The sequence below is a fragment of the Hugenholtzia roseola DSM 9546 genome (genome assembly GCF_000422585.1).
Classification (GTDB): Bacteria; Bacteroidota; Bacteroidia; order Cytophagales; family Bernardetiaceae; genus Hugenholtzia; species Hugenholtzia roseola.
The window spans coordinates 299,426-318,410 of record NZ_KE383878.1; the positions used below are offsets into that span (position 1 = coordinate 299,426).

Annotated in this window: 21 protein-coding genes; 4 read left to right on the forward strand and 17 right to left on the reverse strand. The window is 42.6% G+C overall.

All coding sequences use genetic code 11. The features are described from left to right. Positions 1–91: 91 nt before the first annotated feature. From G500_RS25700 to G500_RS0109875, 11 genes are all read right to left on the reverse strand, one after another. Positions 92–238 (reverse strand): hypothetical protein, encoded by a 147-nt coding sequence (locus G500_RS25700; protein ID WP_154657111.1) that lies wholly within the window; start codon positions 236–238, stop codon positions 92–94. Between the two features lie 120 nt (positions 239–358). After that, positions 359–925: a hypothetical protein gene (locus G500_RS0109810; protein ID WP_027002435.1), complete on the reverse strand. Its 567-nt coding sequence runs from the start codon at positions 923–925 to the stop codon at positions 359–361. An 18-nt stretch (positions 926–943) separates the two neighbouring features. Then, the gene (locus tag G500_RS0109815) at positions 944–1,474 is read right to left on the reverse strand and encodes a DUF7935 family protein (protein ID WP_027002436.1); all 531 of its coding nucleotides are present in this window, start codon (positions 1,472–1,474) and stop codon (positions 944–946) included. 166 nt (positions 1,475–1,640) lie between these two features. After that, the gene (locus tag G500_RS0109820; RefSeq protein ID WP_027002437.1) at positions 1,641–2,708 is read right to left on the reverse strand and encodes a TerC/Alx family metal homeostasis membrane protein; all 1,068 of its coding nucleotides are present in this window, start codon (positions 2,706–2,708) and stop codon (positions 1,641–1,643) included. A gap of 157 nt (positions 2,709–2,865) precedes the next feature. Next, positions 2,866–4,092, reverse strand: a complete 1,227-nt coding sequence (locus G500_RS0109830) for a pyridoxal phosphate-dependent aminotransferase (RefSeq protein WP_051203419.1) — start codon at positions 4,090–4,092, stop codon at positions 2,866–2,868. A 168-nt stretch (positions 4,093–4,260) separates the two neighbouring features. After that, on the reverse strand, positions 4,261–4,395 hold the full coding sequence (locus G500_RS26450) for a hypothetical protein (RefSeq protein ID WP_281169320.1): 135 nt from the start codon (positions 4,393–4,395) through the stop codon (positions 4,261–4,263). Between the two features lie 74 nt (positions 4,396–4,469). Beyond that, positions 4,470–5,186 carry a DUF5131 family protein gene (locus G500_RS0109840; protein ID WP_027002439.1) on the reverse strand — a complete coding sequence of 239 codons (717 nt, stop codon included), beginning with the start codon at positions 5,184–5,186 and terminating at the stop codon, positions 4,470–4,472. 4 nt (positions 5,187–5,190) lie between these two features. Beyond that, positions 5,191–6,054, reverse strand: a complete 864-nt coding sequence (tcmP, locus tag G500_RS0109845; protein ID WP_027002440.1) for a three-Cys-motif partner protein TcmP — start codon at positions 6,052–6,054, stop codon at positions 5,191–5,193. 379 nt (positions 6,055–6,433) lie between these two features. Then, on the reverse strand, positions 6,434–6,895 hold the full coding sequence (locus G500_RS0109860; RefSeq protein WP_027002441.1) for a DUF4293 domain-containing protein: 462 nt from the start codon (positions 6,893–6,895) through the stop codon (positions 6,434–6,436). A gap of 42 nt (positions 6,896–6,937) precedes the next feature. Then, positions 6,938–8,551: a ribonuclease Y gene (rny, locus tag G500_RS0109865; RefSeq protein ID WP_027002442.1), complete on the reverse strand. Its 1,614-nt coding sequence runs from the start codon at positions 8,549–8,551 to the stop codon at positions 6,938–6,940. 348 nt (positions 8,552–8,899) lie between these two features. After that, positions 8,900–9,229 carry a hypothetical protein gene (locus G500_RS0109875; RefSeq protein ID WP_211220152.1) on the reverse strand — a complete coding sequence of 110 codons (330 nt, stop codon included), beginning with the start codon at positions 9,227–9,229 and terminating at the stop codon, positions 8,900–8,902. 41 nt (positions 9,230–9,270) lie between these two features. On the opposite strand from G500_RS0109875, the gene G500_RS0109880 reads away from it, so the two are divergent. After that, entirely contained in the window at positions 9,271–9,468 is a 198-nt protein-coding gene (locus tag G500_RS0109880; protein ID WP_027002445.1) for a hypothetical protein, read from the forward strand. A 44-nt stretch (positions 9,469–9,512) separates the two neighbouring features. On the opposite strand, the gene G500_RS25705 is transcribed toward G500_RS0109880, so the two are convergent. The 3 genes from G500_RS25705 to G500_RS0109895 all read right to left on the reverse strand — a co-directional run bounded on the left by G500_RS25705 (position 9,513) and on the right by G500_RS0109895 (position 12,597). Continuing rightward, positions 9,513–9,710, reverse strand: coding sequence for a hypothetical protein (locus tag G500_RS25705; RefSeq protein WP_154657112.1), 198 nt, complete (start codon positions 9,708–9,710; stop codon positions 9,513–9,515). Between the two features lie 95 nt (positions 9,711–9,805). Continuing rightward, on the reverse strand, positions 9,806–11,428 hold the full coding sequence (locus G500_RS0109890) for a vWA domain-containing protein (RefSeq protein ID WP_027002446.1): 1,623 nt from the start codon (positions 11,426–11,428) through the stop codon (positions 9,806–9,808). A gap of 158 nt (positions 11,429–11,586) precedes the next feature. Next, positions 11,587–12,597 carry a glycosyltransferase family 9 protein gene (locus G500_RS0109895; protein ID WP_027002447.1) on the reverse strand — a complete coding sequence of 337 codons (1,011 nt, stop codon included), beginning with the start codon at positions 12,595–12,597 and terminating at the stop codon, positions 11,587–11,589. 193 nt (positions 12,598–12,790) lie between these two features. Between G500_RS0109895 and G500_RS0109905 the strand changes: the two genes are divergently transcribed. Both G500_RS0109905 and G500_RS0109910 read left to right on the forward strand, forming a co-directional pair. Continuing rightward, entirely contained in the window at positions 12,791–13,165 is a 375-nt protein-coding gene (locus G500_RS0109905) for a hypothetical protein (RefSeq protein ID WP_245574480.1), read from the forward strand. 225 nt (positions 13,166–13,390) lie between these two features. Then, the gene (locus G500_RS0109910) at positions 13,391–13,834 is read left to right on the forward strand and encodes a hypothetical protein (RefSeq protein ID WP_027002449.1); all 444 of its coding nucleotides are present in this window, start codon (positions 13,391–13,393) and stop codon (positions 13,832–13,834) included. A 203-nt stretch (positions 13,835–14,037) separates the two neighbouring features. On the opposite strand, the gene G500_RS0109920 is transcribed toward G500_RS0109910, so the two are convergent. Continuing rightward, positions 14,038–15,255 (reverse strand): BaiN/RdsA family NAD(P)/FAD-dependent oxidoreductase, encoded by a 1,218-nt coding sequence (locus G500_RS0109920; protein WP_027002450.1) that lies wholly within the window; start codon positions 15,253–15,255, stop codon positions 14,038–14,040. Between the two features lie 194 nt (positions 15,256–15,449). Here G500_RS0109920 and rocF point away from each other — a divergent pair, with 194 nt between their 5' ends. Next, positions 15,450–16,511 (forward strand): arginase, encoded by a 1,062-nt coding sequence (gene rocF, locus G500_RS23125; protein WP_086047869.1) that lies wholly within the window; start codon positions 15,450–15,452, stop codon positions 16,509–16,511. Between the two features lie 1,022 nt (positions 16,512–17,533). Here rocF and G500_RS0109940 read toward each other — a convergent pair. Next, positions 17,534–18,571: a YeiH family protein gene (locus G500_RS0109940; protein ID WP_027002451.1), complete on the reverse strand. Its 1,038-nt coding sequence runs from the start codon at positions 18,569–18,571 to the stop codon at positions 17,534–17,536. 145 nt (positions 18,572–18,716) lie between these two features. Then, positions 18,717–18,965 carry an ATP synthase F1 subunit epsilon gene (atpC, locus tag G500_RS0109950; protein WP_027002452.1) on the reverse strand — a complete coding sequence of 83 codons (249 nt, stop codon included), beginning with the start codon at positions 18,963–18,965 and terminating at the stop codon, positions 18,717–18,719. Positions 18,966–18,985 lie beyond the last annotated feature (20 nt).

Here is an 18,985-nt window from a genome sequence, read left to right on the forward strand (position 1 = left end):
CACATAAAAAAAGGTCTGCCTTTGAAGAGCAGACCTTTTTTGTCTTGTAGTTCTCTGTATTTCGAGGTGCGAAAAGTGCGTTTCAGAAAAATTAGGAAATACTATCCGACATCTGAATCAAGCACGCCTTTTTTTCGCTTTCCTTTACTATTTTCACAGAGGGCAGGACGCAAGGCATCAGCTCTTCACGAGTCTGTGTGCGCCACCAAAGCCAATTTTGTGAAAATAGCGTTTTCATAAATGAAAGATGTCGGTATAAATTGTGTATCTCAAAGGCAAAGATAGCCTTTTTTTCTGAACTTGCAAATTTTAGCGACTTTTTTTCGCTTTTTTGTTTTGCCGCTTGCAGGGCAAAATCTTACATTCTATTGGCGAAGTTTAGCTCGAAAGTGCCTTTGAGTGCCTTTCCTTCGGCGGTTTTTCCTTCGAAAGAACCTTTTGCAGAGGCATCGGCTTTATTGAAACTTTCCAAATTAAACTTTCCTTCGCTTAAAGTGCCTGCAAAAATAGGCGTTCCATTTTCAGAAACATTGACGGTAAGGGAAGCCGAGCGTTCGGGAGCAGAGCCAATGACAAATTCGCCCGATTCGCCGCCAGCCAAAGTGATGGTTAGGTTGTTGTCGGCACTACCTGCCATCAGGGTAATGTTTTTATTGGCAGCATCATAGCTAAATCCGTTGTCGGCGTGTTCGGTTTTGATGGGGTAGCTTTTGCCGTCGATTTCGATGGTAAAAGAGCCGCCCTCTCTATTGGGGTCGATGTTTGTGCCTACTTCTTCTACAGGCGCGGTTTCGACGGGTGCGGTAGCGGTAGTGTCGCTACTATTTGTTTCTTGGGTTGTGCTTTTTGTACCACAGGCTGAAAAAAAAGTAAGGAGGCTTATCAGGATAAAGCCATAACGTAGGTTTGAAAAGAGAGATTTCATATCAAAAGAAGTTAGTGATTAGAAAATTTGTTGGATTTCTTCTTTTAAAAATTGTAGTGCTACTTCGTTTAGATTGGTTTCTCTTTTGGCTTCGATGGCAAAGATAGCACGCGCCAACTCTTTGGCAGGGGCTTTTTCGTCCATGTTTCGCGCCGCATCATTGATGTTAGAAACGGTTTCTTCTACGGCACTTTTGATGTACTGCCAAGCTTGGTGGCTCATATAGACTTGCTGCGAAAGGTTGTGATTAAATTCCTCACGGATTTCGAAGAGCAAGACTTGATGAAATTCGCCCGAACTCATCGTGCCGTCATTGAGGCGGCGGATAAGGTTTGGGATTGAAGTTCTTTCTAAAAAGAGTGCCATGCGCTCGTAAGCCTGTAAGCGAAGGGGGAGCGCGATTTGGGCGTTTTGTGCCTTTATTTCCAAGAGCGATTTATTGAGGTCTTTGGCAATAAACGACTTTACGACCAAAAACATGCCATACAAGACGATTCCCGCAGGGAGCAGTATGGTGAGAAATTCTTTTATCAGGTTGAGAAACTCCATAAGCAGGTGAGTAGCAAATACTATTTAGGATTAGAATAAGTCAAAGATAGCGATTAAAACGACAAGGGCAAAACAAAGTTAGGTTTTTTATCGAAACAAACCCCCTTGTCGAAGCAAAAAAGTTCAACAAGGGTGCAGGGTTTGTCAGCAAAAAAGGACAGCGATTTTAGGCGTTGGCTTCTACTTTTTTCTTAGGGAAAAGCAAAGAGGCGATAATACTAATGGCTAAGATGCTCAAAATGACATAGATAGAATATTCGGTTTTGAAGCCGTAGCCTTTGAGCCAATGCCCAAAGAGCATTTTAAGCCCGATAAAGCTCAATAAAAACGCCAATCCTGTTTTGAGATAATGGAAGATGTGCATGATGTTGGAAAGGAAAAAGAACATCGAGCGCAGCCCTAAGATGGCAAAGATATTAGAGAAAAAAACGATATAGGGGTCTTTTGTTACGCCAAAAATGGCAGGAATAGAATCGACGGCGAAAATAAGGTCGGTAGCTTCTATTACAATGACCACGACAAAAAGCGGCGTGATATAAAGCGGTGTATTTCTATTTTTGCGGACAAAAAAACGTGAGCCTACATAGCGCGGATAAACCGAAAAATATTTCGCCAAGAACTTCACAACAGGGTGATTTTGAGGGTCTATTTTTTCGTCTTCCCCACTACTGCTTTCTTTGAACATCTTAAAACCTGTATAAACTAAGAATGCACCAAAGAGGTAGAGTATCCACTCAAATTGATGAATAAGTGCTGCACCCAAGAAAATAAAGGTAAAACGCATCACGACAGCCCCTAAGATGCCCCAAAAAAGCACTTTTTTGAAGTAGGCTTCGCGCACCCCAAAGGAGGCAAAAATCATGATGATGACAAAGATGTTATCCACAGAAAGGGAATATTCTAAGAGATAGCCCGTAATGAATTCGAGGGAAAGATTGCGGCGGTAGTTTTGCAAACTTGTTTCGAAATCTGTTGGGATAATCTCCACTTCCTTTTCACCATAAAGCGCGTCTATGCGTTGAAGGTCTGCGATATTGCTAATGCCATGGATAATTTCGCCGCTACTATATAAAAAAGCATAGAAAGAGAGAGCCAAAATTATCCAGACTACACTCCAAGCGGCAGCTTCTTTGAAGGAAATGACGTGCGATTTTTTAGAGAAAACGCCCAAGTCCAGCATCAGGACAAAGGCTACGCCCACTAAAAAAGAAGCAAAGAATATAATTTCGTTCATATCATTTGATAAAAAAAGAAAAAAGAGAGGTTTGCCAAAAGGCACAAGCGATTTGGCTTTGTGTTAGGGTCTGAATTTGTGAAGGTAGGTGCAAGATAGAGAAAACCATTTTGAATTGAAAATACTTTTCAAAACAAAATGGTTTTCATAAATAGCGTTAAGAAAGTTGGGCTAAGGCAGCTTTGAGGCGGCGCATGCCCTCGATGATATGGGCATCAGAGGCGGCAAAAGAAATGCGCACGCAGTTGGGTTCGCCAAAGGCTTCTCCCATGACAAGTGAAAGGTGCGCTTCGTTGAGCAGATACATACAAAGGTCTTCCGAATTTTGAATCGTATAGTGCTTGTATTGTTTTCCAAAAAAAGCACTCACGTCGGGAAAAATGTAAAAAGCACCTTCGGGCAGATTGCTTTTTAGCCCCTCGATGTCATCTAAAAGCGATTTGATAAGGTCGCGACGGCGCAAATAGGCTTCGTTCATCGCCTTAGTCGGAGCAAGGTCGGAACTTAGGGCGGCTAAGGCAGCGCGTTGGGCAATGGTATTAGCACCAGAGGTTATCTGCCCCTGAATTTTGTCGCAGGCTTTGGCAATCGCAAGAGGCGCGGCAGCATAGCCCAAACGCCAACCCGTCATGGCAAAACCCTTCGACATGCCATTGATAGTAACGACTCTATCCTTCAAACTTTCTACTGCCCCAATGCTAAAAGGTTTTGTCCCAAAATGAATATGCTCGTAAATCTCATCAGCAATCACGATAATATTGGGATAGGGCGCAAGCACCTCAGCAATGGCGCGAAGTTCGCCTTCCGAAAAAACGCTGCCTGTGGGGTTGCAGGGCGAAGAAAAGATAACGGCTTTGGTTTTGGGCGTGATGGCGGCAGCAACTTGGGCAGGCGTAACCTTGTAATCGTTCTCCAAGCTCGCCTTTATCAGAACGGGCGTGCCTTGTGCTAATTGTACCAAACCCGAATAGGACACCCAATAGGGGCTAAAAATCAAGACTTCGTCTTCGGGATTGACGATAGAGAGCATCACATTGGCGATAGACTGCTTTGCGCCTGTGGAAACGACGATTTGGTCGGGGCTATAATGCAGGTTGTTTTCGCGTTGTAGCTTTTCGCAAATGGCTTTGCGCAGGTCTAAAAAGCCACTAACAGGCGGATAAAAGGAAAAATTGTCATCTATGGCTTGTTTGGCGGCGGCTTTGATGTGGTCGGGGGTAGGAAAATCGGGTTCGCCCAAATTTAGGTTGATGACCTCGATGCCCTGTTCTTTGAGTTCGCGGCTCTTACGCGCCATAGCAAGGGTCTGGGATTCTTCAATTTCGAAGAGACGACGCGCCAAAATTTCGGTCGTAGCAGAGGGAATAGGTGAGGTGTGCTGCATATCCTTGTTTTTTGCACAAAGATACGCATTTCGCAATAACTACCCCCCTTTTCCCTATTTTTCTACTCCAAAGTGGGCTTACCACTACTGAAAAATAAGGCGCAGTGCCTACTTTCAAGAGCAAGGCTACTGGTAGCGATTTTTAGGGGGCTTGTGTCTTATGAAAAACTAACTGCCAAACAACTTTTTTTGTCCTACTTTTTTGAGTCGCCAAGCCTGATACCCAATCGGGTCAGCAATATCCTTCAAGACGTTTAGAATTGTTTGTGTTTCAGGCGTTGTTCCATTTTTTAATAGAGGCATGACATGAAGCACGATTTGGTCGAAATATTTTAAATTACACGTATAAAAATCATACTAAAATATTTGTATAATATTTATACTAAAATTTTAGGCATCTCGTTATACTCAACTCCATTTAACAACCGTCCTGTTTTTTTCTTATTCTTACCACCCCATTGTTTAAAGAAAAAGGCGGTATCGGTTTCAACACATTGCTCTTGTATTTGCTGCACCCACTCTAATTTCATGGGTCTAATTTTACCTTTTCCACTTTCACCTCCTACAATTACCCAGTCAATACCTAAGAGATTTAGCTGAGGTACAGCCCCAAGCAATGGCTCTAAAGATAAAAACTTAGTGGCTGCACCTGTCTTTTGCAAATCCTTTATACGAAACGTTGTTCTGTCATTTTCTACGGAAACCCCCATCCAAATATTAGGAGTCCAATTTAGAAGAGGAGCTATTTGAGCCAACCGTTCAGAACGTTTAGTTAATACTTGAAATATATGATTTGTATTTTCATTCATTACAAAAAATACTTTTTTTATAAAATCTAATGGTACTTCCTCATGAAATAAATCACTCATCGAGTTTACAAATACCATTTTACTTTTTTTCCAAAGATAAGGACGTTTAAGTTCATTAGGGTGTATACGAATTTTAAACCCATCTTGATACTTTTCTAGTCCCATAGCTTGGAGTCGTTTCGCCATGATTTCTGCATAACAGAACTTACAACCTGTCGATATCTTATCACAGCCTGTTGTTGGATTCCAAGTCATTTCTGTCCATTCTATACTTGATTTTGCCATAATTTTAAAATTTAGAAATACCTTTTCCAATGATAGAATTTGCAATTTTTATTGCAGTAGAGTTATTAGAGGCTAAAAGAAAATGATATAGAATACTATTATTCTGATTTTTCATCACGTAAGAATCTGAAACATTATCAAAAATACTTTTTAATCGTGATTTATAAAGCAGATGTGCAAGTTCTATAGCGTTTCTCTCTTTTATCATTTTTTCTTCCGTACCAAATAGATGCTGTATATTTTCTTTTTTGTAGAAGTGGTCTTGTATCTCTTGTGCTGATAATCCAAGAAATACTTGTAGTTTTTCTAACCACTTTTCGCTAATATCTCCATCATTTTGCAGCATACGATTGATACCCATGCCTGTAGGAATAAGTATCCACATGTCTATAGCCAATCCTTTCATTGCTTCAAGAGATGACCAATTAACTTGCATGCCAAAGGGGTCAACAAACATAAGGGTTTTATAGTTTGTTTCTTTCTGTAAAAAAGCAACCATTTTCTTGACAACCACATTAAAATCTTCCTGATAAACCCTTGTCTTTCCAACCTTATTCGGAAAATTAGCGGCAATAAGCGTTTCCAGATTCGTAGCCTTTGTTTTATCTAATTCCACAAATCTATACAAATCAAAACCCTTGTTATCGTCAAGCGAAAGAATTTTTGTGGCTACACTTTCTAATATCCCTTCGCCTGTTTCCAGATGAATGGAGCCAGAACCTGCAAATCCATCAAAAAACATAAGCTTCCAATCTTTGGCGTAATGCTTACCTTTAATCATGCTGTGCATGATGGTTAGATAGGCAGGCACATATTTCATAAAAATGTCTATTTTTTCCTTTGTCCAGTTGCCTCCAAATTCGTTCATATTATAAAGAGCGTTAGGTTGGAAAAGAAGTAGCTTACGAATAGAGATAGCAATTTACACTTTTTTTTGCAAAAAACAAACAGAGGGCGACTTTTTTAGCAAAAAAATTTGCAGAGTCGAAGTTTAGATTTTTTTAAAAAATATGTTAAATTTAATAGTATTTTTTTATATAATTGTTTAAAACTTTGTCTTGTATTAACATTGTTGCAATGGCAAAATCTTCAAAACGCTGCTTTTGCACCATTGTCGAAGGTTGATTTTTCATGGCATTAGAAAAGAAATCAGACAAAAAAGCGTCAGCAAAGAAGGCAGGGGAAAGGCACTACCTTGCCCCTACCTTAGCAAATGATTTTTAGCGTTTAGCAAGCGCGTCTCTCGCTTATCTCAACCTATCTGCGCTGCGCACCATTTTTTCGTCGCGGCTGATAAAGATACGCGCCGTTTGGTTGGCAATAAGGGCAATGATGACGGCAAAAAAGCCAATGGCATAGCTTCCATTGTCGTATTGATAGGTGTGATAGGTGGCTACGCCGCCGAAGGTCATGATAAGTAGCGAATTGACCACTACCAAAAACATCTGGCGTGTCCGATTTTGGTAGGCAAAGATGATATAAAGGGCAAATAAAGCCGAACCAATGCCAATGACCATCAAATAAATTGTACTTTTAGCCTGTACCGTTTCTACAACTTTGCCCTCCACTACGCGCTCTTCGAGCCAACAAAGCGCACTAAGCGAAGTCTGGACATCGCCCTCGATGCGTATCCAAATAGGAAAAAAGCAAGCCACCAACATGGCAAGAGCCGAAATGAGTATAAAGATAGATTGAATCCTTTGTAACATACTGAATTTGATAGAATGAGAAAACAATAAGAAAAAAGAAAGTTATTTGGCAAAACTTACGGCGCGTTTTTCGCGAATCACCGTAACCTTGATTTGACCCGGATATTGCATCTCCTTTTCTATGCGATTTGAGATGTCGTAGGAGATGGCTTGCGCCCTTTCGTCAGATACATTTTCGGCATCTACTAATACGCGCAACTCGCGCCCTGCTTGCATGGCGTAGCACTTGTTCACGCCCTGATAGCTGGTAGCTAATTTTTCCAAATCGTGCAAACGCTTCAAATAAGAGTCGGTCGTTTCGCGCCTTGCCCCAGGGCGTGAGCCTGAAATCGCGTCGCAGGCTTGGACAATAGGCGAAATAAGAGAGGTCATTTCAATTTCGCCATGATGCGCACCAATAGCATTGCACACTTCGGGATGCTCGCCGTAGCGTTTGGCAAGTTCCATGCCCAAGAGGGCGTGCTGCTTTTCGGGGTCGTCGGTATAGACTTTTCCGATGTCGTGTAAAAGCCCTGCGCGTTTGGCAAGTTTGGCATTTAAGCCCATCTCTGCCGCCATGGTCGCACAAAGGCGTGCCACTTCTTTCGAATGTTGCAAAAGATTTTGCGCATACGACGAGCGAAAACGCATGCGTCCTACCAACTTAATAAGCTCGATGTGCAAGCCATGTATGCCCAACTCGATGACTGCACGCTCCCCCAACTCCAAAATCTGCTCTTCGAGCTGCTCGCTGGTCTTGGCGACAACCTCCTCTATGCGTGCAGGGTGAATCCTGCCATCTGCAACCAAACGCTGCAAGGAAAGTCGCGCCACTTCGCGCCTTACAGGGTCGAAGCCTGAAATGGTAATCGCCTCTGGCGTGTCATCGACGATAATCTCTACGCCTGTGGCAGCTTCTAAGGTGCGGATATTGCGCCCCTCGCGTCCGATAATTTTTCCTTTTACATCATCGCTCTCCAAATGAAAAATAGAGATACAATTTTCAATCGTATGCTCGGTGGCGGTGCGCTGAATAGTCGTCAGGACGATACGCTTTGCCTCTTTGGTAGCGGCTAATTGTGCCTCACTCAAAATTTGGTGCATCTTGGCGGAGGCTTCGGTACGCGCTTCTTGTTGTACCGACTCTAAAAGTTGTTTTTTGGCTTCTTCCTGCGAAAGTTTTGCCAAACGCTCCAAAAGAGAAAGTTGCTCTTTTTTGAGTTGCTCGAAACTGCGCTGCTCTTCTATCAGGCTTTCATTTTTGCGAAGCCAATCTTCTTTGAGCTGCTCTACGCGCTCTTTTTCGCGCCCTACCTGCTCCAAATCCTTTTGCAACTGCGTTTCCTTTTGTTTTAAGCGGTTGGAATTTTGCTGAAACCCATGTTCGAGTTTCTTAACTTTTTCCTCTTGGGCTTGTAATAAACTGCGCTTTTTATCCATTTCTTTCTGATGCTCACTTTTGAGCTTCAAAAAATGGTCTTTTGCCTCTAATTCTTTCTCTTTTAAAAACGTTTCGCCTTTTTTGAGAGCCTCCTGCTCCAAAAGGGCGGCTTTCTCCTGTGCCTGCTGATAGAGCGAGCCTAAGACTTTGTGCAGCATATTGCGCCCAATCCAAATGCCTACGGCTAAGGCAAGGAGCGCGATGAGCAGCGTGCTAATAAATGATATTTCGTTCATACAGATAATTGCCTCGATAATGAAAAGAAAAGCCCATAGGCATCAAAAAATACCTAATTGGGGCGAAAAGGTGGATATCGATGGCACAAATCTGCACAAGACCGCCCTTTGTTTGTCCGTTGTCCCGCAAAAAGGAGATACAATCTATGCGAATAGAAAAACGTCTGCCATTTTTGGGGTACAATTTTGAGTAGAATCCGCTGCGGCTTGATTTTCAGAGGCTTGCTGCCTTTCTGCCTTTGTTTGAATCTTAGGTTTAGAAAGGGAAAAGCGATACTATCGTTGGGTATATAAAAGACTTCCAGTATTTGTTTGTTTGATATATTTTCTTTCAGAAAAAGCCATTTTTTAGGTACAAATGTGCATCTTTGGATAAGAAATAGAAAATAAACGCCGTTCTATCCAAGTCAGGGCTTTTTGTGAAACCTTTTCGGGCAAGACAAAGCACCTTAGAAAATGAATCTCAAAGCCAGTCCCTTTCCTTTTGGAAAGCGAAAAGACCGCTCGTGTTTGTAGGTAGGATAGAGAAGGTAGGATAGAAACCAGCAACGCCCTTTCGAGGCTACGCGCTCGTTTTTTCGCCCTCCGCACTTTGCCCTCGAAGGCAAAAACGGAAAACCGACCTTCCGACCAGCACCCAATTAGAAAACACCACAAAAAGAAAAGATAGAGGAGCAAAAGCATAGAAACAAATAAAGAACCGCAGCACAAGGCTGCTTTTGAAGTATGGGCATTTGAAGCGATTGGGCATCGAGCCAACACCACTTCTCTACCCTTTTATATGGAAAAACAATGAATATCGCATAAGAAAGCAAACGCTCTACACCCGACACCTGCCCGATAAGGCTTGCAAAATAGGAACGCCCTTGGGTCTTTTCCTACCTTGCCCCGACAAAGGCGGCAGGGTTGTAGTCTGAAAATGATTCCGACAAAGCAAGTCTTTGTATCCAGATTTGTCTTCTTACCTAAGCCCCCAAATTGTGCGAAGCAGGCGTAATTTTGAGGCTAAAAAAGCCAAAATCAGACCCTGCACTTGGGGCTTGCCTCCTACTTTTGTGCCTACACCTGTGCCATTTGGCAGTGGCGTTTGTGGGCAGAGAAGGCGGCGAAATATAGGTATCGAATCCGAATACAATTTTACGAAAAAAAATGGTAGCAAGCGTATTTTTGCGTTAGAAAGCCCGAAAAAGCCTGAAAAAAGACGCTCCTCCCTGCGAAAAGAAGAAAAGCGTCTTTTTTTGAAAAAGAAAAGAATTATTTTGCCAGCATCATGCAGCTTTCTGCCAATTTCACAAATTCTGCTCTATCGCCCTGACTGTCTTTGCCTAAGGCATTTTTTGCCAAATCCAAAACCTGTGCATAGTTGGCTTGCGCTTTATAGGGCGAATCTCTCAAAATTAGACCTAATTCAGCCACCGAAGCGGCAAAACGCAAGTTTTCAGAGGCTTCCGATAGGGCTACCGACTTATTCAAAAGTGGCTGCACGATAAGTTTGGAGGTATCCTCTTTGGGCTTTTTGTAGCGAAGTTTGAGGTTTAGAATCTCGTCGGAAGCGGCAGCGGCGGTATAAGTGCTTTTTTCGTTTTTCTGGTATTTGAGGTCATCTACCGAAGGCAGAAACTCGCTTTTCACGCCTACGGGTATGATTTCATACAGAGCCGTTACGGAATGTCCTGCGCCCAATTCGCCTGCATCTTTTTTGTCGTCGTTGAAATCTTCTTTATTGAGCATACGATTTTCGTATCCAATCAAACGGTAGGCTTGCACTTGGGCAGGATTAAATTCTACCTGCACCTTGACATCTTTGGCAATGGTAAAGAGCGTGCCACGCATTTGGCGTACAAAGACTTTTTTGGCTTCCTGCACGTTATCGATGTAATAGTAATTTCCGTTTCCTGCATTGCTCAAAGCCTCCATTTGGCGGTCTTTGTAATTGCCCATGCCGAAGCCACAAAGCGTCAGGAAAATATGGTCGTCGCGCTTCTGCTCGATAAGGCTTACCAAATCCTCTGCCGAACTCACCCCTACATTGAAATCGCCGTCAGTGCAAAGGATAACGCGATTATTGCCACCAGCGATAAAGTTTTCTTTGGCAATTTTATAGGCAAGTTGGATACCTGCGCCGCCTGCGGTGCTGCCCCCTGCTTCTAAATTATCGAGTGCGCTTAGGATTTTATCCTTTTCAGAGGCTGGAGTAGAAGGTAAAATTTCACCTGCCGCACTTGCATAGACCACAATCGCGACGCGGTCTTTTTCGGAAAGTTGGTCTAAAAGAAGTTTGAGGGAAGATTTGAGCAAAGGCAGTTTGTTTTCATCTTGCATCGAACCAGAAGCATCAATAAGGAAGACCAAGTTGGAAGGCGCAAGGTTTTCATAATCTACCTGCTTGCCCTGTAAGCCGATATGCACCAATTTGTGCTTGCTATTCCAAGGCGCGTCTGTAATTTCGGTGCTAATAGAAAAAGGATGCTCACCCTTCGGATTGGGATAATCGTACTCAAAGTAATTGACTAATTCTTCGATACGGATTCTATCTTTTTGGGGCAAGATGCCGTTTTCGATGGCATTGCGCATCAAGGCGTAGGAAGCGTTATCTACATCTATGGAAAAAGTGGAAAGTGCTTCATCGCCTACTTTTACAAACTTATTATCTACAATTTGTGTAAATTCATTTGTGTTTTCTTGTGGCATCTCCACTACTGCATCTTTTGGCTCGGCAAGTTTGGCGGGCATTTCTTCGTAAGCCATCGTGGGAGCGACTTGATACTCGGCAACTTCTGCTTTCTGTTCAGAACGGCTATATGTTCCATTTTGGCAGCCACTAAAAAGGGCGAAAATAGCCAAAAGTAGGGCAAGGGAAAAATAAGGTTTCTGCATGGCTTTTTTGGAATCAGGGTGAGAAAATAAAAATGGGTTTGTCTTTTGCAGGTTAGATGCAGGCAAACACAAGATTCCACAAATGCCGCGCTTTTTTTTTTGTAAAAACGAGGCAGAACGCAAAAAAAGTAATCTTGCCTTTCCCAAAAAACGCCAAACTAAGGTAGCCAAAAGTCGAAGACTACCTCGTTCATACACTTAAAATGCCCTTTGGGACACTTCGCATAGCCAATTTTAGAGCAAGGGCGGCAGGAAAGTTGGTTGTTTTCAAAGACGACAAAAGAGGTGCGGTAGGGATACATACCAAAATGTGGCGAGGTGCTACCCCATATCGAGTAAATTTTCTTGCGAAAAGCCGCCGCAATGTGCATAAGCCCTGTATCGTGCGTAAAAACCACCTGCGCTTGTTTTACCAAAGAAGCCGACTGCCCCAAATTTAGCTTGCCACAAAGATTGAAAATACGCGCCTTTTTATTGAGCTTTTCAAAAGCCTTATCCAAATCTGACGCTTGGTCTTTCTCAAAAAAATCATAAAGCTGCTGCGCAATTTCATAATCTTCTTTTCCGCCTAATAAAATAATAGGTTTGTTTATTTTATCGCATAGCTCTATCATTCGGTTCAAAGGCAGCCTTTTTGTGGCATGTGTGCCGCCCAAGGCATACACCACAAAGCCCTTTTTGTAGGCTTCTGGTAGCCATTGCAGTTCAAATTCGTCTTCTTCGGCAATAAAAAAATCCAACCCCAAATTATCCATCTTAATCCCCAAAGGCGCAACCGTCTGCATGTACCTATCTACGATATGCACGTTGGGCAGGTAGTTTTTCTTGAAATTGACAAAAAACCATTTCTGCCAATTCAACTTAGGAAAAGCATAGCTTTTAACGCCCAGCCGCCATTTGATATAATAAGTGCGCTGGTTATGATGCAGGTCGATGACGTAATCGTACTTCTCTTGTTTTAATTTTTTTATTAAATCGTTTGTCTTTTTAGGCTCTAAGGTATAAATTTTATCTATGTAAGGATTTTGCGCTACAATGTTGGCAAATTGCGGCTTGGTAGCATAATGCAACTCAATTTCATCGAGCTGCGTTTTGAGTGTGCGCACAACGGGCGTAGTCAAGACAATATCGCCGATAGAGGAGAAACGCAAGATGAGGATTTTGGGCATCGAGTTGGGTGCTTTTTTGATTTTTGCAACTGACCTACAAAAGTAAGATTTTAAGCCAAATTTGCAGGCTAAAATACGATTTTTTGTGGCTTTCTGCCCCTAAATTGAGAAAAAAAAGCCACAGCAGAAATTTTTTCTCGCCTCCCTGCGTTCTGAAAAAGCAACCTTTCCACTCCAACCTCGCTTTGCTGCCATGAATGATGCCTATTCAAAGGAGGACTTTCCAAACCCTGACGACAACCATTTGGAAAACCCTCAAACCCAAGATACACAATCCGACCAAGAGCCAGAGTCTGATACGGCTTGCCAACTTTGTGAAAGAGAAGGGAAAAAGCTAACTTTTCACCACCTTATTCCCAGAAAAATGCATAAAAAGAAACAATTTTTAAAACTTTTTTCTAAGAAAGAGATGCAGTCGCACGGCTTGATGCTCTGCCGTTTGTGCCATAACACGCTACACGATTTTTTTGATGAAAAAACTTTGGGGCTGCATTATCATACCAAAGAACTGCTTTTAGCCGAAGCCAAAATCCAAAACTACTTAGAATGGGCAAAAAAACAGCGTTAAGCGCAATTTTTTAATTTTTATGTAAGGTTTCTTTCAAAAAATTGAACAGAAATGCCTAATTTTGCCTCGCCTGCGAAATTTGCATAATTTTAGCAGATAGAAGCCTTGTGCAACTGCCCCATTTGCCCTAAAAATAAAAGCTGCCTAAGTGTGAAAGGTAGGCACTTTTTATTTTGATATTTCTTTTGTTTTGATACCTCTTTTGGAACGGCTTTCCATCATAAAATGAAACTACTGCTGAAACTTTTTAGCCTGCTCGTCTTTGCCTGTTTTGCACAGCCGACAGAGGCACAAGACAATATTTGCGTCTTTGAAAACTACAAGCGCATCGAACTCTGCCTTATCGAAACTTTTAGTCAGGAATGGTACGAAGATTTAGTAAATTCCGACCATAATGACGCAAATCGTTTCTATTTTGAGATTTTTTTAAACAAAAAAGGGCAAGTAGTAGGTTTTGGAAAGCATCAACTCTTTGGAGGCATCTCACAACATGAGTTTTTAGAGTTTCGCCAAAACATAAAAAAAAACTACACCTTTTGTATTAGTCCGCACGAAGATTTGAGTTTGGAGGAGTACGCTGCACAGTTCAACGACCGTATTCCACATACTTTTTTCTACTATCCTGCCAAAATGAGCATTTTTTTAAAGCAACTTAGGTTGAAAGAATAAAATAAATTTTATACTAATTTTTTAAAATTTTAAAGTTCTGCTTTATTTCAAACCAACCTCGAAGAAAAACTGCCTTTTCCTTACAACTGTAGCGCGAAGCTCCAGCTTCGCCCGTCTGAACACAACGCAAAGTTGAGTTTTCGTACTGCCCAACTTAAAACAAAACCTGCTTTTTTCCTGCATTAAACCGCCCTTTTTAAAAATTAACACGATTCCCCCATAGCGCGTGCCGCCAAAAATGCCGTCGTCCAAGCGGCTTGAAAGTTGAAGCCGCCCGTAATGGCATCTATATCCAAGACCTCCCCTGCAAAGTAGAGCGAGGGCAGGGTTTTATGTGCCAAAGTACGGTTCGAGATTTGGTGCAACGCCACTCCACCTGCCGTAACAAATTCATCTTTGAAGGTACTTTTGCCTTTCACCTGAAAAGTGGCAGATGTAAGTTCTTGGTGCAAAGCAGCTAAATCTTTTTTAGAGATTTGCGCCCATTTGAGTTTTTCGTCTATTTCTAAAAACGCCATCAGGCTTTTCCAAAGACGGGCAGGTAGCCCATAAAGCGGATTAGCAGCTACGGCTTTTTTGTTCCAAAGGTCGCGTTTCTCTTTGAGTTCGGTCAGAACTTTATCGGGCGATTCGCCACTCCAATTAACTTTTAGCTCAAATTGATAATTTTTTTCTGCCAACTGACGCGCTCCCCAAGCCGAAAGACGCAAGATAGCAGGTGCAGAAAGCCCCCAATGCGTGATGAGCAACGCACCTTCCTCGGCTAAGTCTGTTTGGGGAATTTCTGCCCTTGCCTTTTCGAGGGCGATACCAGCCAAACCTTCCAAACGCGCATCTTGGATTTCGAAGGTGAAAAGCGACGGCACAGGTGGCACAATTTCAACGCCCAAAGGAGCTAACCACTTCCAAACGGCAGGGCTGCTGCCTGCACTTATTAGCACCTTATCGGCTGTTATGTTTTTGCCATTTTTCAATAAAATTTCCCATTTTTTATCTTTTTGCACCAAACCTTGCACAGGCATTTGTAGGTGCAGTTCTACGCCTGCTTCTATCGCTCCTTTGTATAGGCAATCTACTATCGTCTGCGACTGATTCGAGCGTGGAAACATGCGTCCGTCGGCTTCGGTTTTGGTAGGAACGCCTTTCTGTGCGAGCCATTTTACCATATCTTTGGGCTGAAAGGTTTGGAAAGGTTCTTTCAAAAAATCGCCCCCACGTGGATAAAACTGCACCAATTTATTGACATCAAAACAGGCGTGTGTTACATTACAACGCCCTCCGCCAGAAATCTTGACCTTTTTCAAGACCTGCGCACTTTGCTCCAAAATCAAGACCTGATGGGCAGGAAACCATGTTTTGTGTAATTGCGCCGCAAAAAAACCCGCTGCGCCGCCGCCGATGATGACAATTTTTTTAGACATACAAGCCACTTTGAAATAGATGGCAAAAGTAGGAAAAAATTTCCGATTGTGGCTAAAAAGCCCCCAGCACGGCAGATAGGCGAAAGTCTGAACGCTTATTTTTTGTATCTTGCAGGGCGGAAAAAAACAGTTTAGCTCAGACAAAATCCGCTTTTTGCGAAGACCACTTTTTACACCAAACACACAATTTTAAAATGGATTCCTTTAATTTTATTAAATTAGTACAGGTAAAGTCTGAATTAGGTGCAGGCACACGCGGCGCAAGTTTGGGCATCGACGCGCTCAAAACTGCTTGTTTAGACAAAGGAAGCGACTACTTTGCCCGCTTCGATTCTATCGAAGTAAAGATAGAAAATGATAGCCTTTTCAAAAAGAATGTCTTTCCCTATGCCAAATACATCGATGCGGTCTATAAAGTGCTTTGGCGCGTGAGCAGTGCCACACGCGAAGTTTTAGACGACGATTATTTTCCTATCGTCTTGGCAGGCGACCACTCCACTGCCGCAGGCACGATAGCAGGCGTAAAAGCCGCCTACACCGACAAGCGCATTGGTGCAATTTGGGTAGATGCCCATGCCGACTTGCACTCGCCCTACACCAGTCCTTCGGGCAATATGCATGGCATGCCCTTAGCCATTGCCACAGCCTTAGACAACAAAGAATTTCAACGCAACCACCCTCACCCCGAAACCGTCAGGTATTGGAACAAACTCAAAAATATGGGGGGCAAAGGGGCAAATATTTCACCTTCCGACATCGTATTTATCGCCATGCGCGACTTAGAGGAAGAGGAGTTGGCTTTGATAGATAAATATCAAATCAAAAATTTCCCTGTTTCTGAAATAGAACGCTTGGGCGTAGAAAAGGTAGTGGCGGCTGCCTTAGAGCAGTTGAAAGATTGCGATTATATTTATGTTTCTTTTGATGTGGATAGCATCGACTCGCGCCTTTCCGAAGGCACAGGTACGCCTGTGGAAAACGGACTTTCTTTTGAGCAGGCGCGTGAAATCAATCGCCTTTTGGTGCGTTCGCCCAAAGTTTGTTGTTGGGAAATGGTAGAGGTAAATCCTACCCTCGATACCGAAAATATGATGGCAGAGTATGCCTTCGATATTTTGGAGGTCGTAACCCAAGAAATTCAGACTTCGCGCCAAGTCCAGCTCGATGATTTGAGCCAAAAACACAACTTTGAGGCAGAAAATTTGGAGGGCTATTATAGGCGTATCTTCAAAAATAAAAGATTAGCCGCTTTTTAGCAAGCCAACTCACCTGCGAAGGGTAAAAAAAGCCCTTCGCACAGCCTTTTTCTAATGAGCTATCTATCAAGCACATAGGAAAAAAAGTAGAGATTTTCACCCTTGCAAAGCGGCTCGCGAAAAGAAAAAACGCTTTTTTTTCCGCTTTTTTGCATTTTTTTTCCTCAAAAATTTGGAGGGTATCTAAAAAAGCCCTACCTTTGTATCACAATATCGCGGAGTGGAGCAGTTGGTAGCTCGTTGGGCTCAAGTATTGTAAAGGTTGCAGCAAAGGATTCTGCATTATACGAATGTAGAGAATATCCGCAACTTTTTAGGGCTGCTTTGAAAGTAATTTCAAAGTGATAATTCGTCAAATTCGGTGAAGCCTTTCGTATGGTAATACCGAGCCAAGCATCAAACGATGAAGGTGTAGAGACTTGATGGCGAACACCCTACCCTTTAAAAGGCGGGTGAAGGTAAAGTCCAGACCACAAACTTCTACGGAAGGTAGTGAAAACTATAGTGGTAAGCATAACCCAAAGGTCACTGGTTCGAGTCCAGTCTCCGCTACTAAAACCCTATCTTGAAAAAGGTAGGGTTTATTTTTTATACGCTTTTTTTGTATAGCTTTATTTTTCTGTTCTATATAAGTGGTTTCCAAAAAAAGGCATTGTTGCAACGTTCAGAAAGTAAAAAATGGTGTTTTGTGCTTCGAGCAAACCTGCTGAACCCCCACCCTGCCCTCCCCCCATAAGGGAGGGTTCGAAAATCAAATCATTTTTTTGCATAAATACAAAAAAAATGATACCATATCAAAGCCCCGCCATCATGCAGTAATGTTAAGTTTTGTGAAAAGCCTTGTTTTGTCAAATTTGAAACGAAATAAAATTTGGACTTAAACCCTAAGGGTCTTGAAGACCATTAGGGTTTGGGGCATAGGACAAGGCAATGCCTTGTCCCTATGTTTGAATCTAATTTTTAGAATTTAACATCACTGGAACAGGGTGCATTTGAGGCTTTTATCGTTGTAACAACGTCCATCATAGACTATTCGTAACTTGCAAAAACCAAGCAGCTCCCACACTAATTATCAGCCACAACAAGAGAGCCAACAACAAGGGGCGAAACCCTACGGCTTTTATCTTGTCGTAAGAAAGATTTAATCCTATCAGAAAAAGCGTCAGGGCAAGGGCTTTTTTGGCAAGCCCCAACACGATTTGGCTACTTTCTGCAAAAAAGGGCTGCATGGCATCAGGCAGAAAATAAGAATGATAACTATTCAATAAAATAGCAAGGACAAAGAAACCTATAAAATAAGGCACATCAATTTGAAACGCCTTTTTGGGCATATCGCCCTCTTTTTTGCGCCTTGCTACGATTGCTAAGGTTAGGAAAGAAAGTGGAATAATCCACAAAGCACGCATCAATTTGACGGTTGTCGCCACTTGTAGGGCTTGCTGCCCATAAGAAGAAGCCGCCCCCACTACCGAGCTAGTATCGTGTATCGCAATGGCTGCCCAAAGCCCAAAGGTAGGCTCTGAAAATTCGAGGTAATGTCCAATAAAGGGGAAGATAAAAAGTGCTAAGGCATTTAATAAAAAAACAACGCCCATTGCGACAGAAATCTCCTGTTCTTTTGCCGCCAACAAAGGGGAAATGGCAGCAATGGCACTTCCGCCACAAATGGCAGTGCCTGCGCTCAATAGGTAGGTGAGGTTAAATTCTACTTTGAGCCACTTTCCCAACAAAAGCCCTAAGAAAAGGGTCAGAAAGATAGAAAGCAGCGTAAGCCCAAAACCTTCGCGCCCCGCAGCAAGGGCTTGCTCTGCATTTAACCCAAAGCCCAAGCCCACAACCGAAATTTTGAGCAGCATTTTGGCAAAATTTGCCGTTTTCTTCGGAAAAGGATTGCCGATAGTAAGCACAAAGACGAAACCTAAAAAAAGCGCGACACCACTATTTAATTTGGTGAAAAAGAGAGCCAAAATCAGCAGCAGTAAGGCTACAAAAAATAGGGTTCTGACCCAAAACTCGCCCTTCGGCGTTTGTCCGAAAGGGGATTGTTGAAGTGTGCGCATGGGCTATTGGTTTGAAGGCGGTAAGGGCAAAATTACGACTTGGGTAGGAAAAGTTATGTTACAAAAGTTACATAGCCAAGTAAAAAATAAAAAAGCCCTTTGTATTCGCTACAAAAGGCTTTTTTAGGAGAAAAAAGGAAACAAACTACGCCACCGTCGCTTTTTCGGCTAAGATAACGACTTGATTATTTTGCACCTCGATGACTCCACCATCAATTTGTACAAAAATATCTTGATTGCCATTTCTGATGCGTACTTTGCCTTTTTCTAAGGAGCTAACCAAAGCGGAGTGTCCCTGCAAGACCTCGAAAGAGCCTTTGCTGCCGGGAACTTTCACGCCTTGCGCCGTTCCTGTGAATACTTTATCGTCGGGAGTGATGACTTCAACTTGCATACCGTATTGTTTTTAAGGAA